Origin of the sequence: Xanthomonas albilineans (genome assembly GCF_002939705.1) — a bacterium.
Lineage (GTDB): Bacteria > Pseudomonadota > Gammaproteobacteria > Xanthomonadales > Xanthomonadaceae > Xanthomonas_A > Xanthomonas_A albilineans.
The window spans coordinates 102,672-121,103 of record NZ_MDCB01000011.1 but is presented as its reverse complement, the minus strand read 5'-3'; the positions used below and the strand labels follow the sequence as shown (position 1 = coordinate 121,103).

14 protein-coding genes, 2 other RNA genes and 1 pseudogene are annotated in these 18,432 nt (G+C 63.9%); 9 read left to right on the top strand and 8 right to left on the bottom strand.

What is annotated here, in order from left to right:
* Window positions 1-405: 405 nt before the first annotated feature.
* Window positions 406-792: a hypothetical protein gene (locus tag XalbCFBP2523_RS11230; protein WP_012915608.1), complete on the bottom strand. Its 387-nt coding sequence runs from the start codon at window positions 790-792 to the stop codon at window positions 406-408.
* Entirely contained in the window at window positions 785-2,161 is a 1,377-nt protein-coding gene (xseA, locus tag XalbCFBP2523_RS11225; protein ID WP_012915609.1) for an exodeoxyribonuclease VII large subunit, read from the bottom strand. The genes XalbCFBP2523_RS11230 and xseA overlap by 8 nt, the downstream gene beginning before the upstream one ends.
* A 105-nt stretch (window positions 2,162-2,266) precedes the next feature.
* Here xseA and XalbCFBP2523_RS11220 point away from each other — a divergent pair, with 105 nt between their 5' ends.
* The 7 genes and pseudogenes from XalbCFBP2523_RS11220 (at window position 2,267) to XalbCFBP2523_RS11190 (ending at window position 10,036) form a co-directional block, all read left to right on the top strand.
* The gene (locus XalbCFBP2523_RS11220) at window positions 2,267-3,754 is read left to right on the top strand and encodes a bifunctional ADP-dependent NAD(P)H-hydrate dehydratase/NAD(P)H-hydrate epimerase (RefSeq protein ID WP_012915610.1); all 1,488 of its coding nucleotides are present in this window, start codon (window positions 2,267-2,269) and stop codon (window positions 3,752-3,754) included.
* Window positions 3,751-4,233, top strand: coding sequence for a tRNA (adenosine(37)-N6)-threonylcarbamoyltransferase complex ATPase subunit type 1 TsaE (gene tsaE, locus XalbCFBP2523_RS11215; protein ID WP_045765528.1), 483 nt, complete (start codon window positions 3,751-3,753; stop codon window positions 4,231-4,233). The genes XalbCFBP2523_RS11220 and tsaE overlap by 4 nt, the downstream gene beginning before the upstream one ends.
* Window positions 4,234-4,314: 81 nt before the next feature.
* Window positions 4,315-5,895, top strand: a complete 1,581-nt coding sequence (locus XalbCFBP2523_RS11210; protein WP_045765529.1) for an N-acetylmuramoyl-L-alanine amidase — start codon at window positions 4,315-4,317, stop codon at window positions 5,893-5,895.
* A 139-nt stretch (window positions 5,896-6,034) separates the two neighbouring features.
* The gene (gene mutL / locus XalbCFBP2523_RS11205) at window positions 6,035-7,906 is read left to right on the top strand and encodes a DNA mismatch repair endonuclease MutL (RefSeq protein WP_045765530.1); all 1,872 of its coding nucleotides are present in this window, start codon (window positions 6,035-6,037) and stop codon (window positions 7,904-7,906) included.
* Window positions 7,906-8,835, top strand: a complete 930-nt coding sequence (locus XalbCFBP2523_RS11200; protein ID WP_045765531.1) for a DUF1684 domain-containing protein — start codon at window positions 7,906-7,908, stop codon at window positions 8,833-8,835. The genes mutL and XalbCFBP2523_RS11200 overlap by 1 nt, the downstream gene beginning before the upstream one ends.
* A 13-nt stretch (window positions 8,836-8,848) precedes the next feature.
* Window positions 8,849-9,800 (top strand): annotated as a pseudogene (locus XalbCFBP2523_RS11195) (TraB/GumN family protein).
* 158 nt (window positions 9,801-9,958) lie between these two features.
* Window positions 9,959-10,036, top strand: a non-coding RNA gene (locus tag XalbCFBP2523_RS11190) — sX9 sRNA.
* A 123-nt stretch (window positions 10,037-10,159) separates the two neighbouring features.
* Here the strand turns inward: XalbCFBP2523_RS11190 and phaR are convergent.
* The 3 genes from phaR to gluQRS all read right to left on the bottom strand — a co-directional run bounded on the left by phaR (window position 10,160) and on the right by gluQRS (window position 12,592).
* On the bottom strand, window positions 10,160-10,675 hold the full coding sequence (gene phaR / locus XalbCFBP2523_RS11185; protein ID WP_045761780.1) for a polyhydroxyalkanoate synthesis repressor PhaR: 516 nt from the start codon (window positions 10,673-10,675) through the stop codon (window positions 10,160-10,162).
* 198 nt (window positions 10,676-10,873) lie between these two features.
* Window positions 10,874-11,614: an acetoacetyl-CoA reductase gene (phbB, locus tag XalbCFBP2523_RS11180; protein ID WP_012915617.1), complete on the bottom strand. Its 741-nt coding sequence runs from the start codon at window positions 11,612-11,614 to the stop codon at window positions 10,874-10,876.
* A 63-nt stretch (window positions 11,615-11,677) separates the two neighbouring features.
* A complete protein-coding gene (gluQRS, locus tag XalbCFBP2523_RS11175) occupies window positions 11,678-12,592 on the bottom strand; it encodes a tRNA glutamyl-Q(34) synthetase GluQRS (RefSeq protein WP_045765532.1) in 915 nt (304 codons plus the stop codon).
* 100 nt (window positions 12,593-12,692) lie between these two features.
* Between gluQRS and htpX the strand changes: the two genes are divergently transcribed.
* Window positions 12,693-13,577 (top strand): protease HtpX, encoded by an 885-nt coding sequence (gene htpX, locus XalbCFBP2523_RS11170; RefSeq protein ID WP_045765533.1) that lies wholly within the window; start codon window positions 12,693-12,695, stop codon window positions 13,575-13,577.
* A gap of 86 nt (window positions 13,578-13,663) precedes the next feature.
* Here the strand turns inward: htpX and XalbCFBP2523_RS11165 are convergent, their stop codons facing one another.
* Window positions 13,664-15,736, bottom strand: a complete 2,073-nt coding sequence (locus tag XalbCFBP2523_RS11165; protein ID WP_045765534.1) for an EAL domain-containing response regulator — start codon at window positions 15,734-15,736, stop codon at window positions 13,664-13,666.
* Window positions 15,737-15,991: 255 nt separating this feature from the next.
* On the opposite strand from XalbCFBP2523_RS11165, the gene XalbCFBP2523_RS11160 reads away from it, so the two are divergent.
* A non-coding RNA gene (locus XalbCFBP2523_RS11160) (sX9 sRNA) lies at window positions 15,992-16,066 on the top strand.
* A gap of 227 nt (window positions 16,067-16,293) precedes the next feature.
* Here XalbCFBP2523_RS11160 and XalbCFBP2523_RS11155 read toward each other — a convergent pair.
* Complete coding sequence (locus XalbCFBP2523_RS11155) at window positions 16,294-17,490, bottom strand: BaiN/RdsA family NAD(P)/FAD-dependent oxidoreductase (RefSeq protein ID WP_045765535.1); 1,197 nt, start codon at window positions 17,488-17,490, stop codon at window positions 16,294-16,296.
* Window positions 17,487-18,032, bottom strand: coding sequence for a YaeQ family protein (locus XalbCFBP2523_RS11150; protein WP_045757903.1), 546 nt, complete (start codon window positions 18,030-18,032; stop codon window positions 17,487-17,489). Before XalbCFBP2523_RS11150 ends, XalbCFBP2523_RS11155 begins: the two co-directional genes overlap by 4 nt.
* Between the last annotated feature and the right edge of the window lie 400 nt (window positions 18,033-18,432).

Here is an 18,432-nt window from a genome sequence, read left to right as displayed (position 1 = left end):
GATATTTTGCCTGACCGCCAGTGAGGTTCTAGGCGGTTCAGCCGACTGTGCTCTCACCCTAAACACTTTCTAAGCTGAGACTTTTGTCTCTCCGAGTCGGCGCCTGCGTCTTTCGCCGATTCTGGTACTGCCGCTGTGTGCCGCGCAGCCGGTCAATTCGGTGGCCGAATTCGATCTCGGTCGTTATGCCGGGCAGTGGTGCCAGATCGCGCATCCTGCCGAAAAGAACGGCGTTGCCGATATCAATCACGGCGGGCTATGGGGTGAGCGACGATAGGTCAGATCGGTGCGCGCAACGCCTGTCGGACCGGAAGCGGCGCCATGCTGTTTGCTGAAGGCGTCGCACGGCTCCTAGGCGCTGTCCGCGCCCAGCCGACAGCGACTCGTGACGCCTTTTAGTCGCTCTTAATGAATGAAAGCCGCGCGTGCTGCGGCGAGCAGGTCCGGGCTGTCGCCTTCGCGCAGGGCCTGCAACGCTGTGCGGTCGCCGGTCAGTTGTGTCGTGGTGAACCATTGCGCCATTGCAGGGAAGTCGCCGCCACAGCCGTTCCATACGATGCAGATGGTCTCGCCGACGTTACTGAGGTCGTTCTCGTTCAGGTATCCAAGGGTGCCATCGCGGGCGAGCCAGTCAAGTGCGCGTTGCGCATCCTCTGGGGCACCGTAAGCGGCGCCATCGATCAGCGACAGCATGTCGCTGGTGTTTGCCAGCCTGCCTGCTTTGTGCCGTTCGGCACGGCGCATGCCTTGCAGTACGGCTTTGATGCGGTGTTCGTGGGAAATGTCAGTCATGGCTGCGGGGTAGTTTGGCAGAGAGCGTCGGCGATGGCGAATCGACCCGCAGGTCCAGCTCGCCGTCTAGCAGGCGTGCCCGCAATGGGGCGCCGGGTTTGACTTGTGTCACCGAGCGCACGACGTTGCCAGTGTCGGTGTCGGTTAAGATGGTATAGCCACGCGCCACTGTGGCGAGTGGGCTGATCGCCTCCATTGCGCGCGCCAGCGCGCGCAAGCGTTGGGTCTGGACCTGCAAGCGTCGCGCCATCGCGACAGGCAGATGCCGGCCCAGCGCTTGCAACCGGGTGCGTAGCATCGCAAGCCGACGCTGCGGCTGGGAGGTGCGCAGGATCGCGGCAGCATGACGTAACTGTGCCTGTCGGCGTTCTTGCTGCTGCTTCCACAGTGCGGTCAGCCGGCGTGCGGCATCGCGTTGGCGGCGTTGTAGCAGTTGCAGTTGCACCTGCGGACTTTGCGCTTGCAGGCGTAGTAACGCTTGGTCGGCGCGCTGTTGTGCCTGGCGCAGGCGGTGCCGTTGCCAATGCTGCAATGCGCTGTGTTGGGCGGACAGCCGAGCGGTAATGTCGCGTTGGTCGGGCGCCAGCAACTCTGCCGCGACCGACGGTGTCGGCGCGCGCAGGTCGGCGGCGAAATCGGCCAGCGTCACGTCGGTCTCGTGGCCGACCGCCGACACCACCGGTGTGTTCGAGGCGGCAATGGCGCGCACCAGATGCTCGTCGTTGAACGCCCAAAGGTCTTCCAGCGAACCGCCGCCGCGGGTCAGCAGGATCGCGTCGTAGCGCTTACAGGCATCGGCCTGGCGCAGCAGTATTGCGATCTGCGCGGCGGCGCTGTTGCCCTGTACCAGGGTCGGCAGAATGTCTACCTGCAGCAGTGGCATGCGCCGGCCGAGTACGCTCAGTACATCGCGCACCGCGGCGCCGCTGGGCGAGGTGATGACGGCCAGGCGGCGCACGAAAGCGGGCATGGGACGCTTGCGTTCGATCGCGAACAGGCCTTCGCCAGCGAGTTTGGCCTTGAGCGCTTCGAATGCACGGCGCAGCGCGCCTTCGCCGGCTTCTTCCAGGTGCTCCAGCACCAGTTGGTAGTCGCCGCGCGCCTCGTACAAGGTGAGGCGACCGCGTGCGAGGACGCGCAGGCCCTCGCGCGGTACGAAAGGCAGCCATTGGCTTTTGGGCTTGAACATGGCGCAGCGCACCTGTGCGCGCGCATCTTTGAGGGTGAAGTACAGGTGCCCGGATGTGGGGCGGGTCACGTTGCCCAGCTCGCCTTCCACCCATGCCAGCGGGAATGCGCTTTCAAGTAGATCCCGGGCCAGCGTATTGAGCTGGCTGGGGGTGAGGATCTGGTCGGTGCGATCGGGCATGCAGGTGATGCGGTGGCGTGCTGGCGACTATCCTCGCATGTCTGTGTCTGGTATCGGCTGCGCCAGCGACGTAGGCGGGCATGGTGCAAGTATAGAATCCCGCGCATGTCCGAACGCCTCGATCTCCATACCGTCGCCGCCGCGCGTCGCATCGACGCACAGGCTGTCGCATTGCTGGGGGGGGATGGTGATCGGCTGATGCAACGGGCTGGTCAGGCCGCGTGGCAGACGCTGTTGCAGCGTTGGCCGCAGGCGCAGCGGATTTGTGTGGCCTGCGGCAGTGGCAATAACGGCGGCGATGGCTACGTGCTGGCGCGTCTGGCGCATTGCGCCGGGCGTCAAGTACGCGTGGTGCAGTTGCCGGAGTGTGGGCCGCAGTCGCCGCTGGCGCAGCGTGCCTGCACCGACTACATCGGCGTCGGTGGTCGTATCGTCGTGTTCGATGGCGTGCTTGAACCGGCCGATGTGGTGGTCGATGGACTGCTCGGCATTGGCTTGAATCGCGCGCCAGATGCTGAACTGACCGGGTTGCTCGGTGCGCTGGCCGGGCTTGGTACGCCGGTGTTGGCGCTGGATGTGCCTAGCGGAGTGGATGCGCAGTCCGGTCGCGTGCCTGGTGCGGCGTTGCCGGCGACGTTGACCCTGCAGTTCATCGTCGCCCATGCTGGGCTGTATACAGGTCGTGCGCTGAACTATGTGGGCGAGCGTGCTTTGGCGACGCTGCAGGTGCCTGCCGCGGCGTTTGCCGGTTGCGTGCCGTTGGCCGCGGCCTGGAACGCCGCCGTCCTGCGTGGTCAATTGGTGCCCCGGCGCCGCGACAGTCACAAGGGCGATGCCGGTCATGTGCTGTGCATCGGTGGTAATCATGGCAGCGGTGGTGCGGTCATGCTGAGCGCCGAATCGGCGCTGCGTTGCGGTGCTGGATTGGTCAGCGTTGCGACTCGTAGTGCGCACGTGGCACCGCTGCTGGCGCGTTGCCCAGAGGCGATGGCGCATGCGGTCGAGGGCTCGGAGGCGCTGGCGCCGCTGTTGTGCAAGGCCGATGTGGTTGCGCTTGGTCCGGGTCTTGGTCAAGACGACTGGGCGCAGGCGTTGTGGCATGCCGCGCTCGCCAGCGACGTCGCGTTGGTGGTCGATGCCGATGCGCTGAATCTGTTGGCGCAGGCGCCGCGCCCGTTGCCGCAGGCGGTGTTGACGCCGCATCCGGGCGAAGCCGGGCGCTTGCTCGGTTTGACCGCCGCGCAGGTGCAGCGCGACCGTTTTGCCGCTGCTGCGCTGCTGGCCGATCGCTACCAGGCTGCGGTGGTACTCAAGGGCGCTGGCAGCATTGTCGCCGTGCCAGACCAGCTGCCCCGCGTGATCGCCGCCGGTAATCCAGGCATGGCGGTTGCCGGTATGGGCGATCTGTTGACCGGCGTGATCGCTGCGCTACGTGCGCAGGGCCTGGCTGCGTTCGAAGCGGCCAGCGTGGGCGTGCTGCTGCACGCCTGCGCCGGCGACCATGCTGCTGCGGCCGGCGGCGAGCGTGGCTTGCTGCCCTCCGACTTGCTGCAGGCGTTGCGGCGTCTTTCCAATCTGGAATCCGAACGATGAACTTACAGTTGTTTCTGCCCGACAGCGGTGCCACCGAGCGCCTCGGGCAGGCGCTCGCCGCCACGCGGCCAGCGCAGGCCGCCGTGCATTTGCACGGTGATCTGGGTGCAGGCAAATCTACCCTGGCGCGCGCCTTGCTGCGTGCGTTGGGTGTCCGGGGGGCGATCCGCAGCCCTACCTACACCTTGTTGGAGCGTTATCCGCTGGCTGACGGAGAGGCATGGCATCTGGATCTTTACCGTATAGGTGCCTCTGGGGAGTTGGATTTTCTGGGCCTGGACGAAACAAGTGCCAACCTGTGGCTGGTGGAATGGCCCGAGCGCGGTGGTGATGTGCTGGCGCCGTCGGATCTGGATGTCCTCCTGGCCCTGCACGATGGTGGGCGCATGGCGCAGGTGCGTGCCGGCACTGCGGCAGGGAAGGTGTGGCTGACCCAGATCGTCGATCAGGATGACTTGCGTCAACTTTTTCTTGGCTGACGCTAAAAAGTGGAAGCAGGTTATGGATTATTAAGGGAAAAATGCTTGCGTTTGTGTCGTCGCGATGCTTGAATCAGTGGTATGCGCCTGGGGATACGAGTTTTAGCCTGTTCCGCCATCGCCGCAGGCTGGTGCCTGGCGGCGCATTCGGCGTTTGCGGGTCAGGTTCAGTCTGTCTCACTGGATAACAGCGCAACCGGCACCCGCGCAGAGATCCGTTTGCAGGGCAACGGTGGCTTCAGCACCATATCGTTGGCTCACCCCGATCGACTGGTGGTTGACCTTGCCGACTCTTCCGCAGTCAAGGGCTTGAAGCTGCCCGCCGGCAGCGGTGTGGTCAGTGGCGTGCGTACTGGCCATCCGGTGCCGGGTACCTTGCGCATCGTGTTCGACCTCAGCAACCCGGTGGTCGCGTTCAAGCCGCAGATGCAGACCATTGGCGGTAGTTCGGTGTTGGTGATCGAGTGGCCGGGCGATGCAACGATGAGCACGTCCGTTGCAGTTAGCGACCCGCCGCCCTCGGTATCCGCAGTGCCTGCATTGCCGCCGCCTGTTGCCAAGCCTGACTTGGACCCACGTGCGGAAGCAGCGCGCGCGACGGCGGCATTGACCGCTTCTGTAGTGCAGCATGCGACCCAGCCGGTCGTCGTGGCTACCTCCCCGCCGGTAAGCGATACCGCCGCTGTCCCAGTGGTGACGGAGTCGACGCGTGTACCGCTTGCCAAGTCTGGCGCTGGCGTGACCACGGTGGCGCAGAAAAGCTTGAGTCAGCCCCAAGTAGCGCCGCCGCAGGCCATCGAACCGGCCAACGACCAAGACGATCCGGCAGTGGCCGCGGCAGTCGAAGCGCGGCCGGTGATGCCGAGTGCCCCGTCGCGGGTGCGGATGAGGCCGGGCATGCGGCCGTTGATCGTGGCCATCGACCCCGGACATGGCGGTCAGGATCCTGGAGCCACCGGCCCCACTGGCAAGCACGAGAAGGACGTGACCCTGGCGATCGGTCGCGAACTGGCCCGCCAGATCAATGCAACGCCCGGCATGAAGGCATACATGACGCGCACCACTGATGTGTTCATTCCTTTGCCGATGCGCGCGCAGAAAGCCCGTGCGGCCAAGGCCGACATCTTCATCTCGATCCACGCCGATGCTGCGGAGAGTCGTAGTGCAAGTGGTTCGTCGGTGTATGTACTATCGACCAAGGGTGCTTCGTCGCAGCGTGCGCGATGGTTGGCGGACAAAGAGAATGCCGCCGACCTGGTAGGCGGCGTGCGTTTGCTGAGAACCGATAGCACTTTGGCCAGCGTGTTGCTGGATTTGGCCCAGAGCGGGCACATGAAGGCGTCCGAGGATGCGGCCGCGCATGTGCTGGGCGGGCTGAAGGAAATCGGCAACAACCACAAGCCAGAGATCGAGCGCGCCAACTTTGCCGTGCTGCGGACCTCCGACATGCCGGCGATGCTGGTCGAAACCGCTTATATTTCCAATCCGGAAGAAGAGCGTCTATTGACCGAACCCGCGTATCAGCGCCGTATCGCCAGTGCTGTGCTTGAAGGTGTGAACACCTTCTTTACCCAGCAACCGCCTCCGGGCACGCTGTTCGCCGCGCGCGCGCAGGCCGAGGCGGATGCGGCGGCAGGGACGGTCGCTGGCGGCAACCGCTGACGCGCTCGGCTATCATGGCCGACCAATCCTCGATGGTGGCGTCCGCGCCGTGTGCCGTGCCGATGTGCGTTTTTTGCTGGTGTCCTTGCTCTATCGTTGAGACCGGTGCGCCGATATGGGCATGCGTCGCGGAGCCGGCATGAGCATCCGTCAATTGCCCGAGATCCTGATCAATCAGATTGCTGCGGGCGAAGTGGTGGAGCGTCCGGCCTCGGTGGTCAAGGAGCTAGTGGAGAACGCGCTGGATGCCGGCGCGCGCCGTGTGGACGTCGACCTGGAAGAGGGAGGCGTGCGCCTGATTCGCATCCGCGACGATGGTAGTGGCATCCCCGCCGAAGAGTTGCCATTGGCGGTATCGCGGCACGCCACCAGCAAGATCGCCTCGCTGGATGATTTGGAAACGGTCGGTACGCTTGGGTTTCGCGGCGAGGCCTTGCCCTCGATTGCGTCGGTCAGCCGCTTCACCCTGGCCTCGCGCCGTGCCGACGACGCGCACGGCGCCATGTTGCAGGTGGAAGGGGGTAAGGTCGGTGCTGTGCAGCCGCACGCGCAGTCGCCGGGTACCACGGTAGAAGTGCGCGAGCTGTTCTACAACGTGCCGGCACGGCGCAAATTCCTGCGTGCCGAGCGCACCGAATTGGGCCACATCGAGGAATGGCTGCGTTCGCTGGCGTTGGCACGCCCGGATGTGGAACTACGGGTTTCTCACAACGGCAAGCCGTCGCGGCGCTACAAGCCCGGCGATCTCTATTCGGATGCGCGCCTGGGCGAAACCCTGGGCGAGGATTTCGCCCGGCAGGCGTTGCGGGTGGATCACAGTGGCGCGGGACTGCGCCTGCATGGCTGGATCGCGCAGCCGCATTATTCGCGCGCCAGTGCCGACCAGCAGTACCTGTACGTCAATGGCCGTTCGGTGCGCGACCGTAGTGTCGCCCACGCGGTGAAGATGGCCTATGGCGACGTGCTGTTCCACGGTCGTCAGCCGGCTTATGTATTGTTCCTTGAGTTGGATCCGTCGCGCGTGGATGTCAATGTCCATCCTGCCAAGCACGAGGTGCGTTTCCGCGATGCGCGCCTGATCCACGACTTCGTCTATCGCACCCTGCAGGACACGTTGGCGCAGACGCGTGCCGGCAGCCTGCCCAGCACGGCGGCCGATGCGCCAGTGCAGGCGTTGCCGACGCATGGCTCGGGAGCTGGCGCATGGCCGCCGCCGAGCGTATCGGTAGGTGGTAGTAGCGGTAAGGGGGATGGTGCGCAATGGCGGTCGGCGCAGTCGCCGCTCGGCTTGCGCGTGCAAGAGGCGCCTGCTGCGTATGCGGCGTTGTACGCGGCGTCGGCCGATTCGGGAAGTACGGCGGCTCACCTGCCGAGCCCGCCACAGGACGCGGCAGGCGGGTTGCCGCCCACCGCGCCAGACAGCGGCGTGCCGCCGCTCGGCTACGCGATTGCGCAATTGCACGGCATCTATATCCTGGCCGAGAACGCAGAAGGTCTGATCGTGGTCGACATGCATGCCGCGCACGAGCGTATCGGCTACGAGCGGTTGAAGAGCGCACACGATGGCATCGGCCTGCATACGCAACCATTGCTGGTGCCGATCACCCTGGCGGTTGGCGAGCGCGATGCCGATACTGCCGAGCGCGAAGCGCAGACGTTGGCCGCGCTTGGATTCGAGGTCACTCGCAGTGGGCCGCAGTCCTTGCACGTGCGCAGCATCCCGGCCTTGCTGGCGCAGGCCGAACCGGAGGCTTTACTGCGCGATGTGCTCACCGATCTGCGCGAGCATGGCCACAGCGGTCGTGTCGCTGGCGCGCGCGACGCGCTGCTCTCGACCATGGCTTGTCACGGCGCGGTGCGTGCCAACCGGCGCCTTACGTTGCCGGAAATGAATGCCTTGCTGCGCGATATGGAAGCGACCGAACGCTCCGGACAATGCAACCATGGACGTCCGACCTGGGCACGCTTTACCTTGACCGAAATCGATCGTTGGTTCTTACGGGGGCGTTGATGGACAAGTGGGCGAAGTGGCTATCTGTGCTGCTTGCACTGCTGGCCATGGGAGGATGCAGTAGACAGGCGTCGGCACCGGTTGCGTCGAAGAGCGTGGACGCGCATTTTCTGGCCGACGAACAGGCCTGGCGCGCGCAGCGTCTGCGCGAATTACAGGCTGCCGACGGCTGGACCAGCCTGGTCGGCCTGCATTGGCTGGAGCCGAAGGAACACTACATCGGCAGCAGCCCGGGTAGCGGCATCCGGCTGGCGTTCGGTCCGGCGCGGATGGCCTTGGTATCTCAGGTGCAGGGACAGGTGTATCTGACGCCCGAGCCCGGTGCCGCGCTCCGCGTGGACGGCACGCTGCTGCAAGGGCGTATTCGCCTGTACAGCGACCACGATCCGCAGCCGACGGTGATCGATTTCGATGACGGCAAAGGCAAGCTCAGTTTGATCGAACGCGGTGGTCGCTATGCGTTGCGGGTCAAGCATGCCGATGCGCCGAGCCGGCTGGGTTTCGCCGGATTGCAATATTGGCCGCTGGCCGAATCCTGGCGCGTGCGGGCGCGTTTCGTGCCCAATCCGCCCGGTACTAAGCTGCAAATTGTGGACATCATCGGCGTCAGCATCGCATCGCCCAATGCCGGTGCGTTGGAGTTCGAGCGTGGCGGGAAACGCTTCCGGTTGCAGGCGATCGGTGCGCCTGGACAGCCGCTGTTCGTGGTGTTCGCCGACCGCACCAGCGGACGCGGCAGCTATCCGGCTGGGCGTTTCCTGGACGTGCCTGCTCCGGCGGCCGACGGCAGCGTGGTGTTGGACTTCAATCGTGCCTATAACCCCCCATGTGCCTTCACCCCGTTCGCGACCTGTCCGCTGCCGCCGCCGGAAAATCGCCTCGATCTGGCAGTGGATGCTGGCGAGAAGGTCTACGCCGCTCACCATTGAGGCGAGGTTCCCGATGACTCCGTTATCGCGTCTGTTGCGCAGCGTGCTGCTGGGAGTGTTGGTGTGCCTGGGGCAACCGCTTCTTGCAAGTTCTCCGTCATCGGCGGTTGCGCCGGCCTCGATTGCCCCGCCCACGCCGTTGCTGTGGAAGGTGATTGGCCCGCGTGGCGCGCTGTATCTGCTGGGTTCGTTTCATCTGCTCAAACCGGAGGACTACCCGCTTGCGCACGAGGTCGATGCCGCATACGCGGCATCGACGCGACTGTTGTTCGAATTGGCGCCGAAGGACGTGGATTCGCCCCAGTTGGGCGCGCAGATGCTGCAGGCGGCGCAGCGCCACGATGGCAAGCGCTTGCAGGACGATTTGGATCCGGCGACGTGGCAACGCTTACGCCGTTACGCGGCCGGCCACGGCTTGCCGCTGGCGCAGATGAGTGGCTTGGAACCGTGGTTCGTCGGTCTGAGCATCAGCATCGCTGATATGAAGACGCAGGGGCTGCAGGCCGATGCTGGTCTTGATCGGCATTTTATGGAGATGGCAGTGCTCGGTGGAAGGATTGGAGAGCGCATCGACACAGATCGCGTTGCTACAGGGCATGGACCCTGTGGAGCAGCGGCAGATGCTGACCGAGGCGCTGGACGATGCCGAGCAGGGCGCGACGCAGACTCTGCGCTTGCACGACGCCTGGCGTGGTGGCGACGAGCGCCAGCTGTGGCAGGAGCTTGGCGTGCAGATGAAGCACGACTATCCGCGTCTGTATCAGCGCATCGATGTGGAGCGTAACCGAGCCTGGTTGCCGCGGCTGGAGCAACGTCTGCAGGATGGTCAGGGCGACACGTTGGTGGTGGTCGGCGCGCTGCATCTGCTTGGCCCGGACGGGGTGGTCGAGGGATTGCGCGCGCGGGGTTACAAGGTCGAGCGGCTTTGTGCGGGTTGCCGCACAACGCCAGCGCGGCAACGCTGAGTTTCGTGTCGTGCCATGCCTGGCACGAGATGAGCGGGCAACAGACAGCGCTGGATGCGGATCGCAACCGGAGTTCCGTGAACGATAGTCCGACTTGGAGTAGCTAACAAAACGACTGCATCGTCGCCGGACGCGTGCGGGCAGTGCTTGGAATCCTCATGTATCCCCCCCCTACCTCGCGGTTCCTGCGTGCTGTCCGCGCCCATCTGACAGCAACTGGCGACGTTTTGTTAGCCACTCCTAGTGTCCGTAGGTCACGGACTTAGGAGTGTCGCTGTGCCGGCTGTTCGGTGCACGGATGGGACGACACGCGACGGGTCTTGGGCGCGCGCATTCTTCCCGGTACGCGGTATGGGAATTTAGCGCGGTCGCGATTTCGTCGATGTGGCGCCGGCTGGCGGTTCGCTGGGCTTGTTTGCACCAGCGGCGGGGCGGCCGAAACCGCTGCCAAGGTTGCGCTGGAATTCCTGCCACAACTCCAGGTTACGCTCGGTCAGCTGGTTCATCATCGTCCATGGCGTTTGCCCCAGCAAGTTGCCCATCTGCTGACGGAACTGCTGCTGCTGGTCCAGGAACACCTGCATGCTGCGCTCCAGATAGTTGCCCATGAAGCCCTGCAGCGAGTCGCCGTAGAAGCGGATGATCTGGCTGAGCAACTGGGTGGACAGCATCGGTTCGCCGTCCTGCTCCTGGTCGGCGATGATCTGCAACAGAACCGTGCGGCTAAGGTCTTCGCCGGTCTTTGCGTCGCGTACCTCGAATTCCTCGCCGTCGATGATCAACTGGCGGACGTCTTCGATGGTGATGTAACTGGAAATCTCGGTGTCGTAGAGGCGGCGATTGGGATACTTCTTGATGATGCGGATCTCAGCCATGAAGCGATCGCTCTTTGACGGTAGGCGCGCAGCATGGCGCAGCGCACCAGGGCTTGCAACTGTCGCAGTGCGTTGAATGTTCTAGATGTCATCTGAAAAATGCTGCGCAGCATGCCGGACAGGTTGCGCAGCATAGGTTGCAGGCGGCGAGTGGTGGCGTTATCGCGTTGCTACCGATCGCATGCCGGGGGGCGTGCATCACCAGCCCATGTGGTGGCCGCCGTTGATGTCCAGATTCGAGCCGGTGATCCAGGCCGCCTCTTCCGCCACCAGGAACGCCACCGCGTAGGCGATCTCCCCCGGCTTACCGAGGCGTCCGGTGGGGATGTCGGCGATGATCTTGGCGCGCACTTCCTCCGGCACGGCCATGACCATGTCGGTGGCGACGTAGCCGGGCGAGACGGTGTTGACGGTGATGCCGTAGCTGGCGTTCTCGCGTGCCAGCGAGATGGTGAACCCATGCATGCCGGCTTTGGCAGCGGCGTAATTGGCTTGGCCGTACTGGCCCTTGAGGCCGTTGATCGAGCTGATCTGGATGACCCGCCCCCAGCGCTGCCGGCGCATGCCCTCGATCACTGGGCGGGTGACGTTGAACACCGAATTGAGATTGGTGTTGATGACCTCGTGCCACTGCTCTGCGGTCATTTTGTGGAAGGTGGTGTCGCGGGTGATGCCGGCATTGTTGACCAACACCTCGATCGGACCGAGTTGGCGCTCGACCTCCTGCACCAGTGCCTGCGCGTGTTCGGGCGAGGCGACGTCGCCTGCGATGATGGCGACCTCGCAGCCGCGCTCGCGCAGGCGTTGCTGCCAGGCTTGAGCCTTGGCCGCGTCGCGATAATTGCTGGCGACGCGGTGGCCTTGCGCGGCCAGCCGCTCGCAGATCGCGGTTCCAATTCCGCCGGTACCGCCGGTCACCAGCGCAACGCGTGATGTCATGAATTTTGCTCCGAAGCAATTGGGGGAAGTGCGGCCGCAGCGCGACCGGGCTTCCGATTCTAGTCAGCCTTTAGGGCGCTGTGGATGTTTAAAGTACATCTCACGTGTTAAGAACTCCTGCGTCGGCAGCTGCGCTGGATCGAACGCACGCTGCGCCGCCGTCAGCAGTGCGGATACCTCGCCGATGCCGGCCAGTACCGCTGGCGCCTGTCCTAGCGCCGCCCAGACCAGGCGCAGCGCTGGCAGTGGGTCGGCATCGTCCAGCGGCAGCGCCGCATCCGATTTGGACAGTTTGCGTCCGTCGGCTCCAAGCAGCAGCGGCAGGTGCAGATAGCGCGGCGTCGGTAGACCCAATGCCCGTTGCAGCAGGATTTGCCGTGGAGTGGAATCGAGCAGGTCGGCGCCACGCACGACGTCAGTGATGCCTTGTGCTGCATCGTCGACCACCACGGCCAGTTGGTAGGCCCAGCAACCGTCGGCGCGCAGCAGCACGACGTCGCCGACCTCGGCGTGGACGTCCTGAGTCAGTGTGCCGCGCAGGCCATCGTCGAACGCGACCACGCTGGCCGTGCCGGGGGCTACTCGTAGGCGCAGTGCTGGCCTGGGCCGTGTCTGCGTCGCGACGCAGCGATGATGTACTCCGCTCTGGGCGGCCAAGTCGCTGCGACTGCAACTGCAGGCGAAGGCTTGGCCGGATTGCCGCAGTTGCTGCAGTGCGTCCTGGTAGGCCGTCTCGCGCTCGCTCTGGCGCAGAACCGGTCCGTCGGGCTCCAGTCCGCAGGCGCGCAGGCTGGCGAGCTGGCGCTCGGCGGCGCCGGGGATGATGCGCTGCCGGTCCACGTCCTCGATGCGCAGCAGCCATTCGCCGCCAGCATGGCGTGCCAGCAGCCAACTGCCGAAGGCGGCCAGCAGCGAGCCCAGATGCAGCGGGCCGGTGGGCGAGGGCGCGAAACGGCCACGGTAGAGAGACGAGGACATGGATAAGCTGAATCCTCACGCAGATACGCGCTTGAATTCAAGCCGCCCGCACCGCAGATTCTACCCGACGACTTTTACTCTTACCTTGCGGAGCGCGCGCATGTTCAATCGCATTGTCCTGTTCCTCATCACCAACCTGGCGGTGCTGGTGCTGGCCGGCATTGTCATGTCGGTGTTCGGCATCAACCCCAATCAGATGGGGGGTTTGTTGGTGATGGCCGCAGTGTTCGGCTTTGGCGGGTCGCTGGTGTCGCTGTTGCTGTCCAAGTTCATGGCCAAGCGTGCCACCGGCGCGCAGGTGATCACCGAGCCACGCAACCACACCGAGCGTTGGTTGCTACAGACGGTGCAGCGCCAGGCCCAGGCCGCCGGCATCGGCATGCCGGAGGTGGCCATATACGATGGCCCGGAAATCAACGCCTTTGCCACGGGCGCCAACCGCAACAATGCTTTGGTGGCGGTGTCCACCGGGCTGCTGCACAACATGACCGAAGACGAGGCCGAAGCGGTGCTCGGTCACGAAATCAGCCACATCGCCAATGGCGACATGGTGACGATGGCTTTGTTGCAGGGCGTGCTCAATACCTTCGTGATCGTGCTGGCGCGGGTGGTCGGCGGTGTGCTGGACAGTTATCTGGGAGGCAACCGCGATGACCGCCGGGGGCTGGCGTACTACGCGATCGTGATGGTACTGGAGTTGGTGTTCGGTCTGTTCGCGACGATGATCGCGATGTGGTTCTCGCGCTACCGCGAGTTTCGCGCCGATGCCGGCGGCGCCAGCTTGGCCGGCCGCGCCAAAATGATCGCGGCGCTGCAGCGGCTGGAACTCAACCATGGGCAGAGCACGTTACCGTCGCAGGTTCAGGCGTTCGGGATTGCCGGTGGGTTGGGTCAGGGACTGCGCCGTTTGTTCATGAGCCATCCGCCGTTGGCCGAGCGCATCGCTTTTTTGCGCGCTTCGCAGTTCAATACGACGGTGAGTTGATCAGTCGGCACCGCAAAGGACTATACGAAGGTCTAGTGTCTTGGCGTTTTCGCAGGCATTGCGTTCGAAGCGAAAAGGCGCGGGGGTCAGTTGAAGTCGAAGTTCATTTCCCCTGTTGCCAAGCCGACGAATTCGCCTTGCATGTAGTCGATTCCGGCGTTGAACAGCAGGCTCATCGAGGTGGCGTCTGAGACGAATTCGGCGATGGTACGGATGCCAGCCGATTGCGCGCGCGCGGTGATCTCATGGATTTTGTCCTGTTGTTCGCGCGTCTGGGTCAGGTCCCGTGTGAAGTCGCGGTCCAGTTTCAGAAATGCGGGCTGGAAGTGTGCCAGCAACTGGAACGAGTCCAGGCCGGAGCCGAACTGTTCCAGCCCGACCTTGCAACCTAGCGCGGTGGCGTCGGCGAGAAACTGTTGCGCGTTGCGCAAGTGGGTGAACACCTTGGCCTCCGGTGTCTGCAGCCACAGCCGCGCGCCTGGCACGCTATGTTTAGCTAGTTCGCGCTGAATCAGTTGCACCATCTGCGCGTCGGCGAATGAATCCGTGGTGATCTTGACCAACACGCTGGTTGTATGGCCAGCGCGTTGACGTTCGCCGATCACCGCGATCGCGCGGGAGACGACCCAGCGGTCGATCTCAGCCATCATGCCGTACTCGGTGGCGATGCCCAGGAAGGTGCCCGGTCTGATCAATTCATTGTTGAGTTCCAGGCGTAAATAAGCCCCGTACAGTTCGTGCGGCTCGCCCTGTAGGTTCACCAATGGCTGGTAGTGCAGCAGGAAACCGCCATCGGCCAGTGCTTCGTGCAGATGCTGCACCCAGCGCTGGATGCGCTCTTCTTCCAGACGGTCGGCGGCGCCGGGGTCGAAGATCTTGCAGGCGTTGCCGCCAAGTTCGATGTTGGTTTGCACGTTTTCGCTGGCACGGGCCAGAACCTGACCGACACTGGCGATCTTCTCGCCGATCTGCACGCCGCCGATGCTGACCGTCACCGTCGCCGAGCGTTCACCTACACTGAGTACTTGGCTGGCGTAGGTATGCAGTAGACGTTGTGCCAGCGCGGAGGTGCGCGCGTAGTCGCCTTTCAGCAGGAGTGCAAAATTGTGTTCGCCGAAACGCGCCGCTTGCACGTCGCTGTCGATCGCTGCGGCCAAGTGCTTGGCCAGTGCGGCGATCAGGACGTCGGCCGAGTCCAGGCCGATATCGGTCACCAGCCGCTTGTAGTGATCCGGTTCGACGAGCAGAAAGCCGAATTGGCCATCGCCGCGGCCGACTTGGGCCACCGCGTTTTCCAGCGCCAGCATAAAGGTGGGGCGGTTGAGCAGGCCGGTGACCTGGTCGCGCTGACGTAGGCCCTCGACTTCACGCGCTAGTTCAGGGTCGAGCTCCTCGCGGCGCCTGAACACCACTTGCACGCAGGCCTCGCCTTCGTAGCTGGCCGTGGCGAACTCCATCGTCGCCGGGAAACTTTCGCCCTCCAGTGTGCGTGCGTCGACCTGATACTGCGCTGGAGGCGGTTCTCCCTTGCTTAGCGATTTGAGTAGTTGTTTGAAGTCTTCCACGTGTTGCGGAGCGAGCATGTCCAGCAGCGAGATGCCTTCGACCTCCTCGAATGAGGTGAACCCGAACATCTCCAAGTACGCATCATTGGCACGAATGTGCATGCCTTCGTGGATGTAGGCAATCGGATCGCGCGAGGACGCGATCAGTGCGTCGCAGCGGCGTTCGGTTTCGCGCATTTGCGCTTCGATTCGGCGCAACCCGCGTCTTGCCTGCAGGTCGGCCCAGGTGGTTCGCACCAGCATCAGCAGTTGTTCCGGACGTTGCCGCAGCGCGATCGCGCGCGCGCCGCTGGAGAGTGCGCCGCTCCAGACGTCCTCGTCGATGCGTTCGCTCAGCATGATGACCGGAATGTCCTTGCCGCTGGTTGCCACGCGTTGCAGCACCTGTGTCAGCGGGATCGCCTGCGCGTGTGCGCTGAGTACCAGGTCGATCTGCTGTGTAGCAAGCATGGCGTCCAGTTCGTCGGCGTGTTGCGGCCGCGAAGGGCGCACGGCGATGCCGCTATTACGCAGGCTGCTGACGATCGCTTCGGCATCTTCGCCGCTGTCGTCGACGATCATCAGGCGCAGGGGGTTGTCTTTGCCGTTATGCATTCTGAACTCCAAGAGTGGAATCTTAATACACGAGGGCCGTCGTGGCGTCCATGCGCCAGCTCAGAAAATCTGTATCTCGCCCGGCCGGCACAGCCAAGCGTAGTAGCCGGACCGATTCACACGCAGCACCCTGTACATCGCGCTCTGCCTGAATTTCCGACAATACGTCTGAATGAAGGCGTGCGTTGCCTTTACCACTTGGTAAAGTGGGCTGCGGCCTTTTTAAAGATGTCGCGCTCGGTACTCGGAATCCTCATGAACCACGCGTGCATTACGGTTCCTGCACGCCGTCCGCACCCACAAGGCGGTTGCTCAGTCGTTTTGTTGGTCGCTCTTAGCCACCTTGAGCCCGCGATTGGTCAATTGGCGAACCGCTTCTATCTTGAAACCATCCGCATTACGCTTGTTGCTCATGGACACCTTCGGGCTTGCCATTTTCCATGGCACTGAGATTTCTAGAACACACGGGGCGATTCACGATGGCTTGCGTTGCGTATGCCATCGCGCGGGCTTGCGTGTCGGCAGTGTGCGTCGGCATCTCGTCTAGAGGAATGTACTCAGGCCGCGCTACCGGCGGCGTGGCCGGAGGCCCAGGCCCATTGGAAGTTGTAGCCGCCTAGCCAGCCGCTCACGTCCAGTACCTCGCCGACGAAGTACAGGCCGGGAATTCTGCGCGATTCCATCGTCGTCGAGGACACCTCGTCGGTATCCACCCCGCCCAGGGTGACCTCGGCGGTGCGATAGCCCTCGGTGCCGCTGGCCACCAGCGGCCACGCGCCGAGCAGCGCGGCCGTGGCACGCAACTGCGGTTCGTCCAGTTGGCGTACTGGTTTGTCCGGCAGCCACACCTCGCACAGGCGCTGCGCGAAGCGGCGCGGTAGGGCGTCGCCCAGCACGGTGCGTAGCTCGGCGGCGCCACGCAGGCGCTTTTGCGCGCGCAGCCAGGCGGCCGCATCCTGGCCGGGAAGCAGGTCCAGGCGCAGATCGTCGCCCGGCTGCCAATATGATGAGATTTGCAGGATCGCCGGGCCGCTGATGCCGCGGTGGGTGATCAGCATGAAGTTGCGGAAGCTGGCGCCGTTGCAACTGGCCTCCACTGGCAGCGCCAGTCCGGAGAGGTCGTGCAGGCGTTCTTGATGTTTGCCGCTAAGGGTCAGTGGCACAAGCCCGGCGCGGGTTGGCAGCACGGCGTGACCGAACTGGCGGGCCAGTGCATAACCGAAGCCGCTGGCGCCCAGGCTTGGAATGGAGAGGCCGCCGCTGGCCACCACCAGTGCGGCGGTATGCACCGGGCCGTCGTCGGTATCGAGGTGGAACCCGTCGCCGCCGCGTTCCACGCGGTGCACGCTGCACTGGGTGCGCAGGTTCACCCCGGCCGCGTCGCATTCCTCCACCAACATGCGCACGATTTGCTTGGAGGAGATATCGCAGAACAGCTGGCCAAGTTCCTTCTCGTGGTAAGTGATGCCGTGGCGTTCGACCATCTGAACGAAATCGGCTGGACGATACCGCGCCAGCGCCGACTTGCAGAAATGTGGGTTGGCGGAGAGGAAGTTGTCAGGGCCGGTGCCGGTGTTGGTGAAGTTGCAGCGTCCACCACCGGACATCAAGATTTTCTTGCCGACCTTGTTGGCGTGCTCGATCACCCGTACCCGGCGGCCGCGCTGGCCAGCGGTGAGCGCACACATCAGCCCGGCGGCGCCGGCGCCGATCACCGCGACATCGGTGCGGATCGGCGCAGATGTCGCGTTCATGCCGCGGCTTTGCGTACCGTCGGGGTGAACGTGACGCTGCCGTTGTCGCCCAGCAACTGCACCTCGCTGTCCTGGATGACCACATCGAAGCGCATGCTGCGCTCGATCAGCGCGGCGGCGGCGGCAATCGCATCGGCGGGCAGGTCGATCACCTGCACCGGCTTGAGCTTGAGCAGCGCACTGGCGTTCTTGTCCCACCAGATATCCGCTGCGCGACCGCCGTAATTGACCACGATCACCGCCCGGGCGCGGCCACAGGCCTTACGCAGCCGTGATTCGTCGGGTTGGCCGACTTCGATCCATTGCTCGATCGCGCCGGTATAGTCCATCCGCCACAGATCCGGCTCGTCGTCGCTGCTTAGGCCTTTGCCGAACAGCAGGCGGTCTTCGGCGTAGAGTGCGAAGGCGAGCAGCCGTGCCATCAGACGCTGGTCGGTCTCGGATGGGTGCTGGGCCAGGGTCAAGGAGTGCGCTGCGTAGTAAGCGCGGTCCATGTCGGAGATTTGCAGTTCCGCTTTGCGGAGTGTGGCGGTGAGGGCCATGCGTCGACCGGTGGCGAAGGGCGGCTATGATACTGCGTGACTGTCGCCGATCCGACGTTTGGTTGCGTTTCAACGCGCCGGGCGCCTCATTGCCGCTTTTGCTCGCCTGCTGATGAGCCAGAGCATGCACGGATATCAGCAAGAAGATCGGCTGTTTCATGCCTGACTTTAGAGTTCCGTACAGTTATTACTGTGATTTCGAGCACTTTGTCTACATAAAATTGTCGCTTTTTGACTGCTATCCGCGTACAGTGACCTCACTGTGTTTGCTAGAGTCACCGTGAATCGTGGCTTGGTGCAGTAGATCCTCAGATCCGCTTCATCGTTCCGCTTTACAAACGCCTGCAACTCAGTCTCGGCCCCGATCTCCGGTGGCTGCGATTTCTTAATTTATCAATAG

What these genes read in the sequence shown, in the direction of transcription:
- tsaE (WP_045765528.1), top strand. Translation starts at nt 3,751, where the DNA reads ATGAACTTACAGTTGTTTCTGCCCGACAGCGGTGCCACCGAGCGCCTC.
- gluQRS (WP_045765532.1), bottom strand. Translation starts at nt 12,592, where the DNA reads ATGTCCTCGTCTCTCTACCGTGGCCGTTTCGCGCCCTCGCCCACCGGC.
- XalbCFBP2523_RS11155 (WP_045765535.1), bottom strand. Translation starts at nt 17,490, where the DNA reads ATGAACGCGACATCTGCGCCGATCCGCACCGATGTCGCGGTGATCGGC.
- XalbCFBP2523_RS11220 (WP_012915610.1), top strand. Translation starts at nt 2,267, where the DNA reads ATGTCCGAACGCCTCGATCTCCATACCGTCGCCGCCGCGCGTCGCATC.
- XalbCFBP2523_RS11210 (WP_045765529.1), top strand. Translation starts at nt 4,315, where the DNA reads ATGCGCCTGGGGATACGAGTTTTAGCCTGTTCCGCCATCGCCGCAGGC.
- XalbCFBP2523_RS11200 (WP_045765531.1), top strand. Translation starts at nt 7,906, where the DNA reads ATGGACAAGTGGGCGAAGTGGCTATCTGTGCTGCTTGCACTGCTGGCC.
- phaR (WP_045761780.1), bottom strand. Translation starts at nt 10,675, where the DNA reads ATGGCTGAGATCCGCATCATCAAGAAGTATCCCAATCGCCGCCTCTAC.
- XalbCFBP2523_RS11150 (WP_045757903.1), bottom strand. Translation starts at nt 18,032, where the DNA reads ATGGCCCTCACCGCCACACTCCGCAAAGCGGAACTGCAAATCTCCGAC.
- phbB (WP_012915617.1), bottom strand. Translation starts at nt 11,614, where the DNA reads ATGACATCACGCGTTGCGCTGGTGACCGGCGGTACCGGCGGAATTGGA.
- htpX (WP_045765533.1), top strand. Translation starts at nt 12,693, where the DNA reads ATGTTCAATCGCATTGTCCTGTTCCTCATCACCAACCTGGCGGTGCTG.
- XalbCFBP2523_RS11230 (WP_012915608.1), bottom strand. Translation starts at nt 792, where the DNA reads ATGACTGACATTTCCCACGAACACCGCATCAAAGCCGTACTGCAAGGC.
- mutL (WP_045765530.1), top strand. Translation starts at nt 6,035, where the DNA reads ATGAGCATCCGTCAATTGCCCGAGATCCTGATCAATCAGATTGCTGCG.
- XalbCFBP2523_RS11165 (WP_045765534.1), bottom strand. Translation starts at nt 15,736, where the DNA reads ATGCATAACGGCAAAGACAACCCCCTGCGCCTGATGATCGTCGACGAC.
- xseA (WP_012915609.1), bottom strand. Translation starts at nt 2,161, where the DNA reads ATGCCCGATCGCACCGACCAGATCCTCACCCCCAGCCAGCTCAATACG.